The following is a 19,448-nucleotide window of genomic DNA, read 5'->3' on the forward strand; positions in this document are numbered from 1 at the left end:
CAATAAATGACATAAAGAAACCGCTTATATTTTTCACATTATGATCGTCGCTACATTGGCAGATACTTCGCTTTACGAAATATTACATCCACGCTTCAAACAAGCTTTTGATTATCTCAAACAACATGATTTAAGTGATGCCCCCGTAGGCAAAATAGTGCTTGACGGAGAAAATTTATTCATTTCAGTAGCTGAAATGGAAGGAAAAGAAATGCAGGCCGCACGCACCGAAACACATCAAAAATATATCGATATTCAAATGCCGCTCTCAGCACCTGAAACTATCGGATGGATTGCTGAAACAGAATGCTCTCATGTGTCCCAGGCATATGATACAACAAAGGATATTGCTTTTTTTGAGGATAGACCTACCACATACGTGACATTGAAGCCGGGACAATATGCAATCTTCTTTCCTCAGGATGGACATGCACCGGGCATTACCAAGGGCACACTGAAGAAACTTATTGTCAAGGTACGCGTTGAACTTTAACAGCCTTGTATTGCTTGCATGCTGACGAGAACTTAACTTAAGCACTTATGCCTCCACTCACGATTATACAACAAGACCCTTGGCTTCAACCATTTGAAAAAGCTATTGAAGGCCGGCATCAACAGGCTATCGATAAAGAGCAGGAACTTACAGGAGGGAAAACTTCCCTGGCTGATTTTGCTTCCGGATATCTTTATTTCGGATTGCATCACACTCCTTCCGGTTGGATTTTCCGTGAATGGGCGCCTCACGCTACTGCTATTTACCTCATCGGGGATTTCAATAACTGGCAACAACATCATGAATTTAAGCTGGAACCTCGCGAACATGGTATCTGGGAAATCAACCTCCCATTAGAAGCCATTCATCACGGGCAACTGTACAAATTGATGATACATTGGGATGGCGGTTCGGGAGAACGGGTGCCTGCATGGGCACGACGTGTAATTCAGGATGAACATACCAAGATTTTCAGCGCTCAGGTGTGGGAACCCGCCGAGCCTTATGAATTTAAGCATATCCAGTTCAAACCAACTCTCGATCCATTATTGATTTACGAATGTCATATAGGCATGTCGGGAGAATCAGAATCGATTGCTACGTACAACGATTTCCGGGAAAAGATATTGCCCCGCGTAATATCATTGGGATACAATTGCCTACAAATCATGGCTATTCAGGAGCATCCTTACTATGGATCGTTCGGGTACCATGTATCGAGCTTTTTTGCCTCCTCTTCACGTTTTGGCACTCCAGACGAGCTTAAACAACTTATCGACGAGGCTCACCAAGCAGGCATAGCTGTAATTATGGACATCGTTCATTCACATGCTGTTAAGAATGAAGTAGAAGGATTAGCTTTGTTTGACGGGACTCCCGATCTTTACTTCTACTCCGGTAGTAAACGTGAACATCCAGCCTGGGATTCATTATGTTTTGATTACGGCAAAAATGAAGTGCTTCATTTTTTGCTTTCCAACTGCAAATACTGGCTTGATGAATATCATTTCGACGGATTCCGTTTCGACGGTGTTACATCCATGCTCTATTACAGTCACGGACTTGGAGAATCCTTTACAAACTATAATGACTATTACAATGGTCATCAGGATGACAACGCTATTTGCTATCTCACTTTAGCCAACAAAGTCATCCATCAGGTTAATCCCAGTGCCATCACCATTGCAGAAGAAATGAGCGGATTACCAGAGCTTTCGACATCGTTTGAACACGGTGGTATGGGATTCGACTACCGCATGGCGATGGGAATTCCTGATTTCTGGATTAAACTGATCAAAGAAAAACGTGACGAAGAGTGGAGTCCGGGAGAAATATTCTGGGAATTGACCAACCGACGGATTAACGAAAAGACGGTAAGCTATGCCGAAAGCCACGATCAGGCTTTGGTTGGAGACAAGACCATCATCTTCAGATTGATCGATTCCGACATGTACTGGCATATGCAGATCGGCGACGCTACGCTAACTGTAAACAGAGGCATTGCTCTGCACAAAATGATACGGCTCATCACGGCAACTACCATGAATGGCGCTTACCTCAACTTTATGGGGAATGAATTCGGGCATCCGGAATGGATTGACTTTCCGCGTGCTGGGAATGGATGGTCATACAAATTTGCCCGCCGACAATGGGGATTGCTCGACAATAAAAGGTTATTCTACCATTGCCTGAACGATTTCGACCAAGCCATGATTCATCTCATAAGACAAACACCTCAGTTTAATTTAGGTAATATCTCTTTATTGTGGGATAAGAGCGACGACCAAGTACTGGCATATCAACGCAATAATTTAGTATTTATCTACAACTTCAATCCTGTCCGTTCCTTTACCGGATACGGAATATTAACCACACCTGGACGCTACTTGGTGGTGCTCAACAGTGATGCAAAACGTTTCGGGGGATTTGAACTGGTAGACGAAACCATCCCTCACCTCACCCAATTCGACCCTCTTTACAAAGACCAAAACAAGGAATGGCTTAAGGTTTATCTCCCATCGCGAACTGCTTTAGTGCTAAAACGGGAATCCTGAAGTTTATAATCTGGCATTATTTGGTACAGAAATCAATCATTTTTTGGATTGCTTCCTGACAAGCAGGGCAAAACGTATCGCCATTGAATGTCTTCATCAGGCAATCTTGCGACGCACGATACATTCCCCTGGGTTCATATCCGGCTCCCTGAAAAGCGCCAACCGTGTTGATGTAAGCTTTTGTAGCCGGCGTGGGAATTGGAGTCCCGGGTTTCACCAGATGTTCCCATTTCCGGTTGAAGTGTTTCAACGTAGTGATATTCGGTTCCCACGGTTCAATACTCAGGTTATAAAATGCGCCGTAGGTTGTGGTGTCATTATAATATTCGTCGGCAAGCCCGGCAAAGCCATGCCCGAATTCATGAATCAGGATTTTAGCCGATTTCTTATTGCTATTCACCGCTACACTATAGTCGTTGTAAATAGCCCCTCCTCCATATTTCGGACTGTTGACCAGAATGTAAATCTGATCATAGGGAGCATTCGCAGCAAGATCGCGGACACTTTTATCATCCATGGTCATCAAATAGCGTTCGCTATCGAACGTATAATAACTGGTATTCAAAATGGTATTTACCCAAACGCCTTGAGCCGGAATATCGGAGCCCGATTGTTGCGAGGGAGCCAGTATCGCACGAAAATTAAACTTATCCTCATTCGTTGTATAAGGAGCCACCGTGAAAAAATCTTTGACAAATTTGCGGCAATCATTGATGAATTCACCCATCTGCGCTTTTGTATATCCTTCGGGTAAAATCACCACATCCACCTTATGGGCCGGATCACCCTTCACCTGTACATCAAACGACGGATAGACCAGACGGCGGTCGTGCTTGATAAAATAATTGCCCGTATCGACAACATAGGTAAACTTTTTATGAAAAATGCCGTTCCAGTCGCGACTGTAGAGCTCAATGCGCACATCTTCCTTAGGGTAAGGCATCACCACCGTCTCGGAGAAAGTCCGGCTGATCTTTTTTGCTTCAGATGTTGTCTGCCACTCACGAAAAAGCGTGGAATAACCCCTTGAATAAAGTAGCGAATCATTGCTGACATTAAACACCTTGACATAATAATCGCCATAGTTCATGGTATCGACCAGATTGACATGCGATCCGCCCCAGTATGGTTCCTGGATCAATTCATCAAAGGTGTAACATTCGCTCGTATCGTTACCACTATGATAATAATCCATGCGTAAGGTTTTGTTTTCGAAGTATTTGCTAAACTGTGCCTGAACGGTCAGTGTTGACAGTAACAGGACGAAGAAAAAGAAGATGTGTTTCATACTCTTTTAGTTTTGATGCACAAATGTACATCATAGAAGAGAGAAGACAAAATATTGCTTTTCAAAGAATTGTCTTGAAAAAGGGAAAGAGCGGCATCACGCCGCCCTGTTCCCATCGCTTTGCATAAAGAACTAATGCCTGCTTTATATCAATCAACATGACTGTATGGGACTAGAAAGTTACTCTTTGACAATAAGAGGATGTCCTGCAAGGTCAAAATGCATAACATTATTTACATCGGACTTCAATTGCCTGCTTACATAAAGACTCATAGAAATACCACTGTGGGCCGTTAAATCCAGATCCTTGATCTTAAATTTCCCCATTTTTATATCCGTGGTGGAGGTGAAATCAAATTTGCACCGGTTGGCAGAGCCTGTCATCTCTGCATAGGCAACGGCATTGAACGTGCAGTTAAAAACATTAGATATAAGATTCATTTTGATACTGGCTACCGATCGGGCGTCAAACTGTAAGTTATCGAGTTCAAGGATGCTGTTTGGACTTGTATAACAACTGGCTACGTTCCTGGCTATGATGGTTACCGGTTTATTGGGTATCGTAATATAGGCTATGCAGCGCTTGGAGTTTTGTTTGTGGATCGCGTCTATCGTAAGCTGATGGTTGGTTTCTGTAACTGTAACATTGGGCTGATTTGCTTTTTCTGTTTCAATTTCCACCTTGTAGGTGCTGCCCGCTAAAAAACAGACGGCGGCAACGTCGTTAATTTTGACTGTATGGATAATACCAGCAGTATTCACACGTAATTCTTTTACGATCTGAGCTTGCATATGCATGGTGGTTGCCAATACAAATGCACTGATAATTAAATGTTTCATAAGTAAATAATTTAAAGAGAGATTGAATTAAACGTAACCATAATAACAAGCATTATGATCTTGACGCAAACATACGAAACTTTCGTATTAATATTACACATACGTATTTAATTACATTTATTTAATCCTTCATTTCCCAACAAACTGGTTGTCAGATTTAATCTACCAACACTATAGCATGACAGCAAGGCTTTGATGATGAAGCAAATCTTCTTCCTACCATCTTATCTTACTCTTTCCCGTTCATCTTCATTGCTTACATTACGCTTTTCTACCCGGACAAGCTTATTCCCAAATCTGTAGCTTACCGCCAGACGTAAATACTGCGTATCACCATAATTATCAAATGTATATCTAATATTATTTGAGAGAACAGTAGATTTTGCATGATCTGTCCTGAACAGATCGTTTGCTGTTAATGACAGAATTAATTTTTCCTTTAACAAAAGCATCTTAATGCCGGAATATACATAATAAGTAGCTTGTATCGTATTATATCCGTCAATGTGAGGAAATTCATAGTAAAAACCCAGGTTGAATATTATATTCCTTTTTTTATTTAGTGAAGTCATCTTGACTTTTTCTGTTTAGTAATTTTCTTAAGTAGTATCACGATAAAAGCGATAAGGTTAAAGCTTTGCCAACTGGAGCAAGTAACATCAAATCTGTTCAATAGAGATCTGAAACTATCCATCCATGCATTGGTTCTTTCTATGCAATAGCGTTGCTGATAGAGCAATTCATCGAAGAATATATCATCCGTATGTGCTGCGTTACGCCAGTTAATAGCGATGTTGGGTATTATTTCATGGGAAGAACAGAATTCTCTGAACTCCGCAGAGTCAAAACCTGCATCGGCATTAAGAAAAAGACCATCAACTCTTATATCGGAGTTATTCAGCGAATCAATAATGTCGGTAAAACGTTCTTTAATTTGATGTAAATCATTGTGATTCCCTTCTATCGGGTCTGATATGGCCAATGGGATACCTTGTCTGTCTGTAAGATAAAGAGCATTGGTAGTCTTCCTTTTCTTCCGACCCTGATAAGCAACCTGTTCTCCTCCACGTAATGCGGGGGTATGGCTGCCATCCAAATCAACACTGGACATGTCCAATGAGGCTCTGTATTTATTCAATAAACCAAACCAGATTTGTTGTAACACTCCTGATTTACACCATGTACGAAAATAACCGAAAACAGTCTTATAATGCAATACGACATTAGAAAATAAACTTTTAACGGGCAACATATGCCATTGACAACCTGTTTTTAATTTGTACAATATGCAGTTAACAATCTCGGCGATATCACACTTTGTCCTGAACCCTCTCTTGGGTACAGGGATGAATGGCACTATTTCTTTATTTATTGTATCTTTGTCGAGTACTAAGTACATGGGGAAGAGTGGTGTTTTATAGTTTTGCTTTTCATAAAACGGCTCTTCCCTTTTTTTAGTATTTAAAGCTTGTAAAAGTCAAGACGAATTCAGTATGAAATCGTTGTTGGTGGTAAAATTTCCGCTCACCTTGTGGAGTAATGGCATGGCCTCGGGTATCGTCGCCCTCTTCCGGATATAATAACAGACGGCATTGTTGTACGAGTTCCACCACCATAACTTATTAAATGTGAAGGACTCGGAAATACCCGTACTGTAGTAATTAATACAATTTACGGGGTAGTTACGTATCATTTGGGTGGTTGGATCAACAAAAGGGAATGTGTAGATGTCCCCTGCGAAACTGCTGTACCACAAGTCATGCACGAAATGATCCGTTGTGACCGACAGGTCTACATTGTTGGAAAACGAAGGGAGCAGAAAAGGATTTCCCTCACTATAATCATATGCACTGAAATATGACTTGTAGGGATTCAAAAGATAATAATCTGGTCGATTAATTCTGCGGCTGTAACTTAATGCAATAGACTTGTCACCGTCCAGTTGGTAGGTCAGGTAGCAGGTGGGGAACAGCTTGAGGTAGTTATGGTTGTTTGTCTGGTTCAGCGTTTGGGAATAGCCCTGGGTCTCTGTGTTTTCAAGCCGTAACCCGGCCTGGGCGTTCAATACCTTAGAGAGCTTTTTGCTGGCTGACAGATAGGCTGCCTGAATGTTCTCCCGATAGTGGAAGGTATTGGTCTGGGTGTTATCCACCACCGGCTGTCCTGTCGTATTGTCATAAAAAATATAGTCGTTATTGTTATTGGTAAAGGATGCCTCTCCGCCAAAATCAAGGTTAATCCATGAATAGGGTAACGTCACATCGATCTTAGCCGAATAGTTGATTACGTTCCCTTTATTCCGGTTCATTATGGCGTAATAGGAATCAGGGATTATAGCTTGGTTTGCATAACTGCTATTTCCGATATTACTCATTGAATCAGTACTATTATATACAAAGTAATCAAAATCAAAGGATATCTTTTTGCCTAATGTATCCAGACGATGTATACTATGAACATTTATTGCATTTAAATTATGGGTACCATATCTGCTTCGTGTACTATTCATCAATTCATCTATCGTATTATCAGGATTATAAACAGTCGTTAAAACATTGTTCTTCATAAGTGGATTGGTAGAGATATGGCCAAAATAGTCTGCTCCTATTGTCCACATTTTTGTCATAGCATAATCAATGCCGATGTCTTCACCAACATACTTATAGCTTCCTTTAAGAGGTGCTGTTAACACCCATGTCTCATTGGGATAGTAAATGATATTTTTCATTTTGTCAACTCCTTTTCCTAAGCCTGTTGTAACATTTGAATAGAGGGACAGCTTACCCTTCTTATAGTTAAAGTCAGCTCCGATATTGCCAGCCGGGTAAGTAGCCTGAGTGTAAGCTCCCTGTAAATTAAGGTTCCAGGAATCCGTCCGGTTTTTCTTCAGCACAATGTTGATGATCCCGCTGTTGCCTTCTGCTTCGTATTTGGCCGGCGGGGTCGTGATGACTTCTATGCTTTTGATGCTGGATGAAGGGATGGTTTTCAGGTAGCTGATCAGGTCTTGGCCGCTGAGGGGGATAACGCGGTCGTCTACCATAACCATCAGGTTACTTTTGGCTATCATGCTGATCTGGTCGTCTGTCACTTGCAGCATGGGCGTGACGCGTAAAGCGTCCAGGGCGTCGCCGCCTGTGCTGATGATGGAATTGGCGACATTGAAGACCAGTCGGTCAGGCTTACGTTCAAACAGGTTTTGGTGACCTTCTACTACGACTTCGTGCAGCATTTGGGTGGGATCTATGAAGATGTCGCCTATATTGACATTGTGCTCCAATAGTAGCGTGGTGTCTTTCAATAGCTTTCCCCATTGCCTGACCTGCAGGTCATATCGTCCTTTTTTAATGGCTATCGTGAAGGTTCCATCGGTATCGGACAGGGCCTGTTTGACAAAGGTGCTGTCTTTCAACAGGTCGATCTCTGCGAAATCGACGCCCTGGTGATGGGTAGTTACGACTTTGCCCCGTAACTCAACCTGGCTCCAGATCATCAGGCTATTGAATACGAAGAGCAGTAGCAAACAGCGCTTGCAGGAATGATTGGTTAATGGGGTCATAAATAAAAAATTAATGATTATATGATCTTTATCGTGCTCTCTAAGCAATGTTATCTTGCTCTTTCCCGTTCATCTTCATTGCTTACATTACGCTTTTCTACCCGGACAAGCTTATTCCCGAATCTGTAGCTTACCGCCAAACGTAAATACTGCGTATCATTATAATGGTCATACACACATTGGAGATTATTTGAGATGATAGTAGTTTTTATATAATCTGTCCTGAATATATCGTTTGCCGTTAATGACAGAGTCAGTTTCTCCTTTAATAGAAGCATCTTAATCCCTGCATAGGCATACCAGGTGGCGTCCACGTTATCGTAAGCCTCTAAATAAGGGAATTCATAATAGAAACCGAGATTGAGCATCAGGGTTCTTTTTTTATTGAGTATAAAATCGTTATTGGTAGTGAAGTTTCCGCTTACCTTGTGGAGCAATGGCATAGTGGCCTCGGGTATCGTCGCCCTCTTCCGGATATAATAACAGACGGCATTGTTGTACGAGTTCCACCACCATAATTTATTATACGTGAAGGATTCGGAAACACCTGTGCTGTAGTAATTAATGCAATTCTCCGGATAATAACGTATCACTTGGGTGGTAGGATCAATAAAAGGGAATTGGGTTATATCTCCTGTGAAATTGCTATACCAAAAATCATGCACGAAATGATCCGTCGTGACCGACAGGTCTACATTATTGGAAAAAGAAGGAAGCAGGAAGGGATTTCCCTCGGCATAATCATAGGAATTGATATAAAACCTGAAAGGATTCAGGGCATTATAGGAAGGCCGGCTAATCCTGCGGCTGTAACTTAATGCGATAGATTTGTCACCACCCAGTTGGTAGGTCAGGTAGCAGGTGGGGAACAGCTTGAGGTAATTATGGTTGTTTGTCTGGTTTAACGTTTGGGAATAGCCCTGGGTCTCCGTGTTTTCCAGCCGTAGTCCGGCCTGGGCGCTCAATGCCTTAGAGAGCTTCTTGCTGGCTGACAGATAGGCTGCCTGGATGTTCTCCCGATAGCGGAAGGTATTGGTTTGGGTGTTGTCCACCACCGGCTGTCCTGTCGTGTTGTCGTAAAAAATATAGTCGTTATTGTTGTTGGTAAAGGATGCTTCTCCGCCAAAGTCAAGGCTGGCCCATGAATAGGGTAACGTCACATCGATCTTGGCCGAATAGTTAATTACGTTCCCTTTATTCCGGTTCATATTGGCATAATAGGAACCGGGGATCATACTTTGGTCCGGATAGAGGCTGTTTCCCCAATTGCTGATGGAATCACGGCTGTGGTTGATAAAATAATCCATGTCAACCGTTATTTTCTTTCCCAGCGTATCGAGTTTGATCGTACTGTTCAGATTCACAGCATGGAGGCTGCTTGGGTTATCTTTGTTTATTATGGCAGGCATAAATTCTTTTATCGAATTATCCGTATTATTATAAACCGTAGTCATGATAGCGTTGTTGTTAAAATGATCTGTCGAAAGTGTTCCGAAATACATGGCCCCGATTTCCCATCGATTGCTCATTCTATAATTAATTCCCATGTCTGCATTCGCATATTTGACAATGTCATGATAGGGCATTGTAATCGCCCATATTTCAGTAGGATAATAGATTTTGTTGTTTATCTGGTGAAAAAAAATCCCATCTCCAATTGTAACATTAGCGTACATGGACATCCTCCCCTTCTTGTAGTTAAAGTCAGCCCCGGCATTGCCGTTTGAATAGGTAGCTTGTGTATAGGTGCCCCGCAGATTAAGGTTCCAGGAATCCGTCCGGTTTTTCTTCAGCACAATGTTGATGATCCCGCTGTTGCCTTCTGCTTCGTATTTGGCCGGCGGGGTCGTGATGACTTCTATGCTTTTGATGCTGGATGAAGGGATGGTTTTCAGGTAGCTGATCAGGTCTTGGCCGCTGAGGGGGATAACGCGGTCGTCTACCATAACCATCAGGTTACTTTTGGCTATCATGCTGATCTGGTCGTCTGTCACTTGCAGCATGGGCGTGACGCGTAAAGCGTCCAGGGCGTCGCCGCCTGTGCTGATGATGGAATTGGCGACATTGAAGACCAGCCGGTCAGGCTTGCGTTCAAACAGGTTTTGGTGACCTTCTACTATCACTTCGTGCAGCATTTGGGTGGGGTCTATGAAGATGTCGCCTAGGTTGATATTGTGCTCCAATAGTAGTGTGGTATCTTTTAATAGCTTTCCCCATTGCCTGACCTGCAGGTCATATCGTCCTTTTTTAATGGCTATCGTGAAGGTTCCATCGGTATCGGACAGGGCCTGTTTGACAAAGGTGCTGTCTTTCAACAGGTCGATCTCTGCGAAATCGACGCCCTGGTGGTTTGGGGTTACGACTTTGCCCCGCAACTCCACCTGACTCCAGATCACCAGGCTATTGAATACAAAGAGCAGTAGCAAACAGCGCCTGCAGGAATGATTGGTCAATGGATTATGCATAATATGGGAATATAAAACAATTAAATACTTTATCCTCAAATCGATCACTTAAAACTTCTTGCTAAAAATGATCGCTTTCCTGAATATCAAAGTTGGTGTTTCTTGCCATAGACATACAACATGTATATATTTGGTTCTTGCATGAATCGATTCATTGTTGTCAACATGCTCGTTTATAGAACGCCTTTTGATATTTAATGTTGGCATAGATCATGATGAACTCTCTATTGATACAAATCTTTATTTTTATACCCTAATGAAATATTTCTCTTGCAATTTATTCCTTGCTCTTGCTAAAGTTACACAAAAGAGAAATAGGAAATACGATATTCCCACAAACACGAACTTGACATTACGTATTTTAACCATTGTATCTCTTTAATTATCAAGACTCTGCAAATGCCCGTTTTAAATAAAACTTGACAACACGATAAAAAGGAAGGTTTTAATACAAAACAGGCTGTTTTTTCGGCATAAAAAGAGCAATTCTCTGCTTTTTTGTCGTTTATCTTAGGAAGCATCTATTCCATTCCCAATTTCAATAATTCAGATGGATCCATGCGCTGTATATGGCTCTTTTTCTATCTTTTATATCGGGTGAGCAGTGTAGGAAAGAGCAATAGGAAATCAATTCTTCTGTTTGGTGTCATGAAGGAATGTTTTCTTCATTACATCAACAATTTATTTCATTGCTCCATTCAAAGTAATATAAAAAAAATCGGAATGCTACCAAATTGCAACAAGAAAAGACCTTAGTTTTAAGAATATTAGCATTACACAGACAACTAAATAACAGTGGTTTATGTCAAAAATAATAGCTTTTATACCTTAAGTCTGCTTCTTTTGTAGTGTAGTAGGCTATTTTGAGGGGTAAAAAAAAGGAAGAAAATAAACAAAAGGCTTTAAGCAAACTGACCGGATGACTTTGGGTCATCCAATCAGTAAGAAGAACGTTCTTTACACCACCACTTTCATTACGGCAGGAGTATAGCCGGTGGTTCCACTGGGAGTGATGGCAGCTACCCTGAAATAATACCAACCGGTAATTTCCAGGTCTGACATCTTGAAATTAGTCTGGGTGCTATGCCCTATGATATCCCATCCGCTCTCCATTTCGGGTAGTTTGTCTTTCGCCATCTGCCAGATGTAGGCACGGGCGGTGTTAACTGCCTTGGCTACCAGAACCACACTTCCTGAAGTTTCCCCGTTCCTGACCGATAAAGGCAGCTTTTGTACGGAAGATGGTTGTTTGAGCGTATGGAAACCAGCACTTAAAATCGCTGTTTCATCCCCATCGGCAATCCGGTTCACATAAGCAACCAAAATGCGGAAATCATAATCGACCTCTTTTTCTGCGTCATGCATGGCCGAGACTGCCGTATGACTCCCGTCTTTGGATGCCAGGTAGGTAGTATTTAACTTATCCACCTTTGTTTTGGCTTCAGCGAGGAGAACATCAGGTTCCGGGAACTTGGTATTTCCGGTGAGTTTTTCAACCACGTTGTTGTAAAATGCAATCTTTACCGGAACAGGAAATTTGACAAAATCAAAAAGAGCTCTTACTTTTTTCATACGCATTGAGATTTAGATGAATAATAATGGATATATAGAAACGCTGTCCTTGTTTTAGCTATGTACTATCTTTCAAAATATAACCTGCATATTGTCTGTATAATGTTGTACAGGATGGATTCCTTCTTCTTTCCGCCGATAGTATATGGAATAGATCGAATTACATATGCTTTCCGCGGATTCTATATGGAATAATGTCTGTTCTTTATGCTATCCGCCGATTCTATAAGGAATAATATGTATTCCATGTGCTTTTCGCCGATAGTATATGGGATAGATCGAATTACATATGCTTTTCGCGGATTCTATATGGAATAAGATATATTCTTTATGCTATCCGCCGATTCTATAAGGAATAATATGTATTCCTTATGCTTTTCGCCGATAGTATATGGAACAGATCGAATTACATATGCTTTCCGCGGATTCTATATGGAATAAGATATATTCTTTATGCTATCCGCCGATTCTATAAGGAACAATATGTATTCCTTGTGCTTTTCGCCGATAGTATATGGAACAGATCGAATTACATATGCTTTCCGCGGATTTCACAGGAAACAGAGCAAATTGCTTTTATTTTCCGCCGAATCTACAAGGAATCATGCATATTCCTTCTGTGATCAGCGAATTTCATAAGGTACAAGACATCTTCCTGCGGTTTGCCTTCTTTCCTGCATTATCAAAGAAACGATACTCCCTGGTAGCGTAATGATACCGTTTTGCTGAAGGCATATGTAATATCCCGGGAATCCTGTTCTGTTTATCAAAGAACTCTTGCTAAGTAACATAAAAAAATGAAGAAGGTGCGAAGTTAATGGGAAAACAGGAATTAAGAAGACAACAGCCATAGATAGCGTTTCAGATTGTTGAAAATATTAATCTGAAAATTAAATGGAACGATTAAAATAGTAGTGCCTGTAGATTTTCTTTCTTAAGAATAGAAAAGATTGAAGGGTAAACAGCTGCCTAAGGCCTAAAGGCAGGAGTTCTTTAACCTTTAACCATTAACAGCTAAGCGTGTATATTGATTCTCATTGTCAATTGCATACGACTTCTTTAACTTCTTGCTGTTCTGTTATTCAGTTATCCTGTTACTCGGCCATTCTTTTATTTGATTGTTCCCTCATCTGCCTCTTCTACCTTGGCTGCAATTTTAGAAATAGCTTCATTTAGCTGTTCATTAGGCAGGATAATATTGAAATTACCCCAGAATCCGGCATCGTATTGAAAATCGGTATCCGAAAAGATATTGGTAGTTTTCAGGCGTTCGCTTCGGGGAAATGGCTTAGCATTAAGCGTATCGATAGAACATGTTGCCATCTCCAGAAAAATATGGAATGGACTATAGAAAAGCTGGTGTTTAGTCTTCATTTTAAAATACAAATCGCCCCGTATGTAGTTGATATAATACTTTCCGTTCAGTTCCTTGTAGGAAACATTATAAATCACCTGTTGCGGATGAATCCTGACATTCCGTCCACGATGAGCGATAAACAGATATTCTGCTTTGTTGATATATTTGGGATTAATTTCAAACTCTGCATGAAGGAGAGCAGCATTCTGAGCATCAATATATAATTTGCCGGTATATAGCGGTTCATCTTCATTCTCTTTTTGCTCAAATGCCACCACATGAGCCAGATGAGAATCATACACTGTCATATCTATTTTGCTGTAATTAAACTGATTGTCATCATCAATCTGCAAAAAATCGGGAACGCTCTTAATGATATCCAACAGTAATGTAGCGTCAGGGCCGGCTTTCATTTTCAGGAGAAAAGTATCCCGCACCGATTCGTTGGTTATTTTGCGCATTTTCAGCAACTTCATCTGATCACTTGCAGGAGGATTCAAGCAAGAGGTTTTGTAAACCTTAAAAACAGATTCGGTCAACGTAAGTAAAGTTTTACGTTTTTCGATGCCTTCGCGATAAAATGTGGTAAGGTAATAAGGTTTCACCGGATAGTTTTGGGCACGAAATTGCAACACTTCGTCCACAATTTTGCGGGGGTTCACCATGCGCACAATCACTTCCTGCATGGGAATAATGCGTTCGGTAAGATAAATATTACGCGGATTTGAATGAAATAACAATATCGGAAGCTGCTGGGTTTCATAACCAAGATGCGAAATGCGCAACTGTTCCCTTCGCATGTCATAGGGAATCTTCAGCATAAACTGCCCGTTGCTATTAGCCACTGTTCCAATTCCTGTTCCATAAATAGTAACAGCACAATCGGCAACCGGCATATTATCCAGTTTATCATAGACTGCTCCGCTCACTACAATGGGTTGCAATGTATCTTTCTCCTGTACAGGGACGGTTACTGATTCTTTGGGAGAAGCAGGCCTGTCGATAACGATATATTTTTCTACTACTTTCAGTAAAAAAACAGTACTACCCAACACCTTATAAACGGCATCCCGCACGGAACAATCCTCTGCCGGCAATTTCACCGGACGATCATTGGCAACCAGTTTACTGTCGTAAATGAAGTTATATCCGGCCATATCGCCGATCTCATTAAGCCAGTTATAAACGGTAGTCTTTTGTTTAGGCAAATGAATGATGCGTTCCAGAGGGTCTGCCCTATCTGCCGCCCAAAGGTGGAAACAAAAACAGAACGTCATCAAAAAAACCGTCAGGGATTTCATGGCCATCCAATCTTAAAAACGCAAAGGCATCAGTCTGATTACTGACGTAGGAAAATCGTATCCTGCCTGAACTCCCGTTGCAGGTGCAATGCCAGGCAAATGACACGTGTCATCGACTCCACGTTGTTGTTATAAAAATGTACATTGAGTTTTTCATCCTGCATCGACGTATCTTCAAGCACAACAGGATGATTTGAAATCTGATTGATCACCCGAATAACATTGACCAGTGGCTCATCCTTGAATCGCAGGTTGGATGTAAAACGACTAAACAACAAGGGATCCTGGTTAAACGTTTTGTAGAAACGTGATCCTTGCTCATTCACACATTCTCCTGCCGTAACAAATACCGTTTCTCCATTCTTCCTGTCGCTCACTTTCACCTTCCCTCTCAGCACGGTGAGACGGAACTGTCCGTTTGAAGCCGCATCCAGATTGAACGCAGTACCAAGAACCTCCACCTGAACATTTTGTGTCTCAATAACAAAAGGCTTTGCAGGATTTCGGGCAATATCAAACACGGCATTCCCTGTCAATGAAACTTCCCGTTTTTGGGTTCCAAAGTGGGAAGGATAATGAAGCAACGCATTCTTTCCCAAATATACCGTTGACCCATCTTCAAGTGTTTTCACCAGAACCCCTTCCGTTTCTCCGTTCTGTACAGCAAGCAAAGGTACTGAACCGGAACGGTGCGTCAGGTAGATCAGAAAAAACGTGCCAATACATAAGGCAATAAATGCAGCCGCAACCCATCGCAAAGCAATATAGCGCCGGGCATACGACACCACAACTGCCTGTTCTTCGAGCAATCCATCCCTGTGAAGACGGTCGTGCAAAAGATGCCATGCAGCATCCGTATCGGGAATCTGATTCTTATGTTTTGATGAGGTCATCATGTCGGATTAAAATAGGCGTTATGATTCGAAAAATGTTTCAATTCTTTTCGGAGAATAGTCAAGACCTTGGTCATGTCAGCTTCCACAGTTTTTACTGAAATAGACAATTCAGGGGCAATTTCATTGTAGGTCTTTCCGTCAAACCGGTTCATGCAAAAAACTCTTCGCTGACGTTCGGGTAATCGTTGCAAAGCTTCAAACAACTGTTGTTCCAATTCTTTATATTCCAGTTCGCTTTCGGGTGTTACCGGATCTGTTTCGGAAGCAACTGCGAGCAAAGCATCCCGGTAGTTCTCTGTGATCTGCTGGTGGTGCAGATAATGAAATGCTCTGTTGCGTGTTGCCCTATATAGATAAGCTTTGGCGGAAATGCCTATGGATACCTGCTCCCGTTCTTTCCAGACATAATAAAAAAGATCCTGTACCAGTTCTTCCGCTGACGGCATGTCATTGATAAAAGAATCTGCATAACGGCACAGAGGCGCGTAGTAAAGCCGAAACAGCTTTTCAAAGGCCTCTATGTCGTCATTTTTTATCCGTTTTATCAGGAACAGGTCATCAAGCATACAAGTATTACAATTAAAGCTAATATTTCGTTTCAGAAAGAACAAAAATCATTCAAAGATAAGCTATTTTTTTGTCTCACTGTTCTTTAAAACTGCTTTTTTCAGCTTGCTTACGGCGTTCTCGAGCGATTCAGTGGGTTCGATAATATTGTAAGCTCCCCAAAAATCGGGATCGAAGAAAGCCCCTACTTTGTCACTAAATGCCTCGTTCTTGGTAAATGCTTCCCTAAACGGGAACGGTTTCACGTCTCTATCATCGCGGTCGGTCATCACCATTTCCGACACCACCGTGTATTTACTTGAGAAGAGTCGGCGCTTCCAGTCGCACTTAAAGACAGCTTCCGTACGGATATAATTCAGGTAACTGACTCCCTGATCCTGTTTGTAAGTGACCAGAAACGAAAACTCATAAGGCCTGAAATGCAGTCCGAAAGGTTTCTTTACCAACATTACTTCCGTAGCCTTGTTCAGGTCGGACATGTCAAGGTTGAAAGAGATCTGGGTAAATGCGAGCGTTTCACGGTCAATGTAGAAATAGCCGTAATAGAGGGCATAAGGCATTGTCACACGAGGTTTGAAACTGATCACATATTGCAGTCGGTTATTGATCGAAACCGGCTCTTCCATTGTGAAGTCATACATTCCCAGCGTCTCTTTATCCAGCAGTATATCAGGATTTTTCACCACATCCAGTAATACAGCAAAATAAGGGCCACCCATCAGCTTCACAGCCAAGGTGTCGTTCTTTTGCGGCGACAATAGCTTCCTCCCTCTAAAGATACGCACCCTGTCTCGATCAATTCCCTGGGTATAACCGGTCTTATACACATTGATCACAGCTTCAGCCACCTGAATGTAACGACGTCCTTTCTGAACAGTTTCGCGGTAGAATGCCGAAAAGAGATCAGGCTTCTTGCTATAGTTATCGCCGATACGGTCAATCGCCTCCTCCACTAAGCGGCGTGCATTGTCGGGTCTTACTGTTACCTCGGTCAGCAATTTAGATGTTGGCTCCATGAAAATAGTTACCCCTTCCACATTATCCGTAGCCTCGAAATGAGCATTCAGGTAACCAAGATGCGAAAATTCGATCTCTTTTGCCTGCAATGAATGTTTAATTTTCAGAGTAAACTGCCCCTCTGAGTTTGTCACTGTTCCCACATTAGTTCCAGGAACGGACACCATTACATAATTCAGTTTCTTTTTGTTATGGCCATCTTTCACAACTCCGCTAACCGTAAAGAAACTGTCGTCGTTCTGAGCAGGCGCTTGCAGCCCGCTTCCCAAAACCAGCATCAATACAATGCCGACGATTCTGGCAAAATCAGTTGTTTTCATAAGATAATAATTTTGTTGTTACAAAGGATATAGGAAACTCATATTTCATACACCCCTGAAAGATTCTCAAAATACACTACACATCTTTAATGCCCAATATTGTTCAAGATTGAAGGATTGAAGGACAGAATCAAGAGTCGAAAGTTGAAGGTCTAATGTCTAAAGCCAGTCTGTTATGGGAATTTTGAATTAATTTTCCAGATTCTCTAACTTCTGAACTTCCGTAACTTCTTTAACTGCTAAATTCCAGATTCCTTCCATCTACCATTTACTTCTATTATTATGACCTTTCAGGAAAGAAGTACCCTATAGCTTACAAACAAAAAAATTCACGATCATTCTTCTTTTTGTTTTGAACAAATGCTCAAAATAAATTGTACCTTTGTATCGTTAAATCACAATAAAACAACTCACCATGCCTCACATGAACGGAACAGGTCCTGAAGGAAAGGGAAAACAAACAGGACGCAATTTAGGAGCATGTCATCGTGACACAGCTGGAGAAGAAACTTCATACCATCTTGGCACCGGTATGGGCATGCGACGTAAATCAGGAAACGGCACCGGAAAAGGAAAACGCTTAAAAAGCGCTGGTAACCTGTACTAATTACATCAAAAGAATTTTGGTGTAATTAGTAGGCCATTGCTATCGGAGCATGAATTTCTTTTTCTATCATCCTTTAAAAAACATCTATTCAATACGCAAAAGCAATTATTCAACTCATTGACTCAATATTTATAAATTCAAAACCAAAACAAACAGTACAGTAACCATTATGATTACCTACAACTATCAATTCCGGGTAGCGTATCCCGACACTGACCAGATGGGAACCATGCATCATGCCAACTATGTAAAATATTATGAATTAGCCCGCTGGGAACTATTGAGAAATATCGGCGTCTCTTACGATTCCGTAGAAAAACAGGGAGTCATGTGTCCTGTGATTACGATGCACTTCCGATTTATCAAACCTACCCGGTATGATGAGCTGTTAACCGTAAAGACCACCCTGAAAAAACTGAAAGGCGTACGTATGTGGTTTACTTATGAGCTTTTCAACGAAAAGAATGAACTGATTAATGAAGCAGAAACCGAACTCGCTTTCGTGGGACGCGACAACTGGAAGCCCTGTCCTCCTCCCGACTTTCTCGTAAAAGCCATTCAGGCAAAAACCGGATCTGACAAATGAATAAAGATGAAATACCTGCACGGGTTGCACGCGCAGTTGAGATTTTTGAAAGCGGCTATACCTGTTCCCAGGCTGTTTTGATGGCCTATGCTGATGTCTATAAACTGGATATGGAAACAGCCGCAAGCATCGCCACCTCATTTGGTGGCGGTATGGGAAGATTGCGCGAAGTGTGCGGAGCAGTAAGCGGAATGTTTATGGTGTTGGGATTGCATTATCCCTCGACGGATGTCAGCAACAAAAAAGCCAAGATTGCCAATTATGAAGCAGTGCAACGCACAGCCAAAAGATTTCAACAGGAGATGGGATCTTACATTTGCGCCGATCTATTGAAAATAAAACGCCAACCGGACAAAATCACGCCTTCCGATCGTAATGCTCATTATTATGCACTCCGTCCATGCAGCCGGTGCGTTGCTGTGGCAGCTACTATTCTAGGCGAAGAGATTGCATCGGAAAGTGAGTGAGATAAAGCCCGGACTAAACCGGCGTCTTTCCTTTCTAACCATATGCTTTTGCAAAAAAG

The 19,448-nt window shown here is 41.7% G+C and carries 16 protein-coding genes; 5 read left to right on the top strand and 11 right to left on the bottom strand.

The features are described from left to right. The first annotated feature begins 40 nt into the window (after positions 1-40). Both FHX64_RS08510 and FHX64_RS08515 read left to right on the top strand, forming a co-directional pair. The gene (locus tag FHX64_RS08510) at positions 41-493 is read left to right on the top strand and encodes a NanQ anomerase/TabA/YiaL family protein (protein ID WP_183413347.1); all 453 of its coding nucleotides are present in this window, start codon (positions 41-43) and stop codon (positions 491-493) included. A gap of 47 nt (positions 494-540) precedes the next feature. Then, a complete protein-coding gene (locus FHX64_RS08515) occupies positions 541-2,547 on the top strand; it encodes an alpha amylase C-terminal domain-containing protein (RefSeq protein WP_183413348.1) in 2,007 nt (668 codons plus the stop codon). 16 nt (positions 2,548-2,563) lie between these two features. Here FHX64_RS08515 and FHX64_RS08520 read toward each other — a convergent pair whose 3' ends face one another. The 11 genes from FHX64_RS08520 to FHX64_RS08570 form a co-directional block, all read right to left on the bottom strand. Next, positions 2,564-3,835: a M64 family metallopeptidase gene (locus tag FHX64_RS08520; RefSeq protein ID WP_183413349.1), complete on the bottom strand. Its 1,272-nt coding sequence runs from the start codon at positions 3,833-3,835 to the stop codon at positions 2,564-2,566. 180 nt (positions 3,836-4,015) lie between these two features. Next, positions 4,016-4,675, bottom strand: a complete 660-nt coding sequence (locus FHX64_RS08525) for a GIN domain-containing protein (RefSeq protein ID WP_183413350.1) — start codon at positions 4,673-4,675, stop codon at positions 4,016-4,018. A gap of 224 nt (positions 4,676-4,899) precedes the next feature. Further along, positions 4,900-5,247: an outer membrane beta-barrel protein gene (locus tag FHX64_RS08530; protein ID WP_183413351.1), complete on the bottom strand. Its 348-nt coding sequence runs from the start codon at positions 5,245-5,247 to the stop codon at positions 4,900-4,902. Next, on the bottom strand, positions 5,244-6,074 hold the full coding sequence (locus FHX64_RS08535) for an IS5 family transposase (protein WP_183411862.1): 831 nt from the start codon (positions 6,072-6,074) through the stop codon (positions 5,244-5,246). The genes FHX64_RS08530 and FHX64_RS08535 overlap by 4 nt, the downstream gene beginning before the upstream one ends. A 78-nt stretch (positions 6,075-6,152) precedes the next feature. Next, positions 6,153-8,234, bottom strand: a complete 2,082-nt coding sequence (locus FHX64_RS08540; RefSeq protein WP_183413352.1) for an outer membrane beta-barrel family protein — start codon at positions 8,232-8,234, stop codon at positions 6,153-6,155. A gap of 50 nt (positions 8,235-8,284) precedes the next feature. Further along, a complete protein-coding gene (locus FHX64_RS08545; RefSeq protein ID WP_183413353.1) occupies positions 8,285-10,699 on the bottom strand; it encodes an outer membrane beta-barrel family protein in 2,415 nt (804 codons plus the stop codon). Positions 10,700-11,656: 957 nt separating this feature from the next. Beyond that, on the bottom strand, positions 11,657-12,271 hold the full coding sequence (locus FHX64_RS08550; protein WP_183413354.1) for a hypothetical protein: 615 nt from the start codon (positions 12,269-12,271) through the stop codon (positions 11,657-11,659). Positions 12,272-13,381: 1,110 nt separating this feature from the next. Then, positions 13,382-14,929, bottom strand: a complete 1,548-nt coding sequence (locus FHX64_RS08555) for a carboxypeptidase-like regulatory domain-containing protein (RefSeq protein ID WP_183413355.1) — start codon at positions 14,927-14,929, stop codon at positions 13,382-13,384. Positions 14,930-14,967: 38 nt separating this feature from the next. Continuing rightward, positions 14,968-15,825: a FecR family protein gene (locus FHX64_RS08560; protein WP_183413356.1), complete on the bottom strand. Its 858-nt coding sequence runs from the start codon at positions 15,823-15,825 to the stop codon at positions 14,968-14,970. Continuing rightward, positions 15,822-16,391 carry an RNA polymerase sigma-70 factor gene (locus FHX64_RS08565; RefSeq protein WP_183413357.1) on the bottom strand — a complete coding sequence of 190 codons (570 nt, stop codon included), beginning with the start codon at positions 16,389-16,391 and terminating at the stop codon, positions 15,822-15,824. The genes FHX64_RS08560 and FHX64_RS08565 overlap by 4 nt, the downstream gene beginning before the upstream one ends. Positions 16,392-16,454: 63 nt before the next feature. Continuing rightward, a complete protein-coding gene (locus tag FHX64_RS08570; RefSeq protein ID WP_183413358.1) occupies positions 16,455-17,729 on the bottom strand; it encodes a carboxypeptidase-like regulatory domain-containing protein in 1,275 nt (424 codons plus the stop codon). 415 nt (positions 17,730-18,144) lie between these two features. Between FHX64_RS08570 and FHX64_RS08575 the strand changes: the two genes are divergently transcribed. The 3 genes from FHX64_RS08575 to FHX64_RS08585 all read left to right on the top strand — a co-directional run bounded on the left by FHX64_RS08575 (position 18,145) and on the right by FHX64_RS08585 (position 19,389). Then, positions 18,145-18,336, top strand: a complete 192-nt coding sequence (locus FHX64_RS08575; protein WP_183413359.1) for a DUF5320 family protein — start codon at positions 18,145-18,147, stop codon at positions 18,334-18,336. A 169-nt stretch (positions 18,337-18,505) separates the two neighbouring features. Further along, entirely contained in the window at positions 18,506-18,922 is a 417-nt protein-coding gene (locus FHX64_RS08580) for an acyl-CoA thioesterase (protein WP_183413360.1), read from the top strand. Then, positions 18,919-19,389: a C-GCAxxG-C-C family protein gene (locus FHX64_RS08585; RefSeq protein ID WP_183413361.1), complete on the top strand. Its 471-nt coding sequence runs from the start codon at positions 18,919-18,921 to the stop codon at positions 19,387-19,389. The genes FHX64_RS08580 and FHX64_RS08585 overlap by 4 nt, the downstream gene beginning before the upstream one ends. Positions 19,390-19,448: the final 59 nt, after the last annotated feature.

Origin of the sequence: Microbacter margulisiae (assembly GCF_014192515.1) — a bacterium.
GTDB lineage: Bacteria > Bacteroidota > Bacteroidia > Bacteroidales > Paludibacteraceae > Microbacter > Microbacter margulisiae.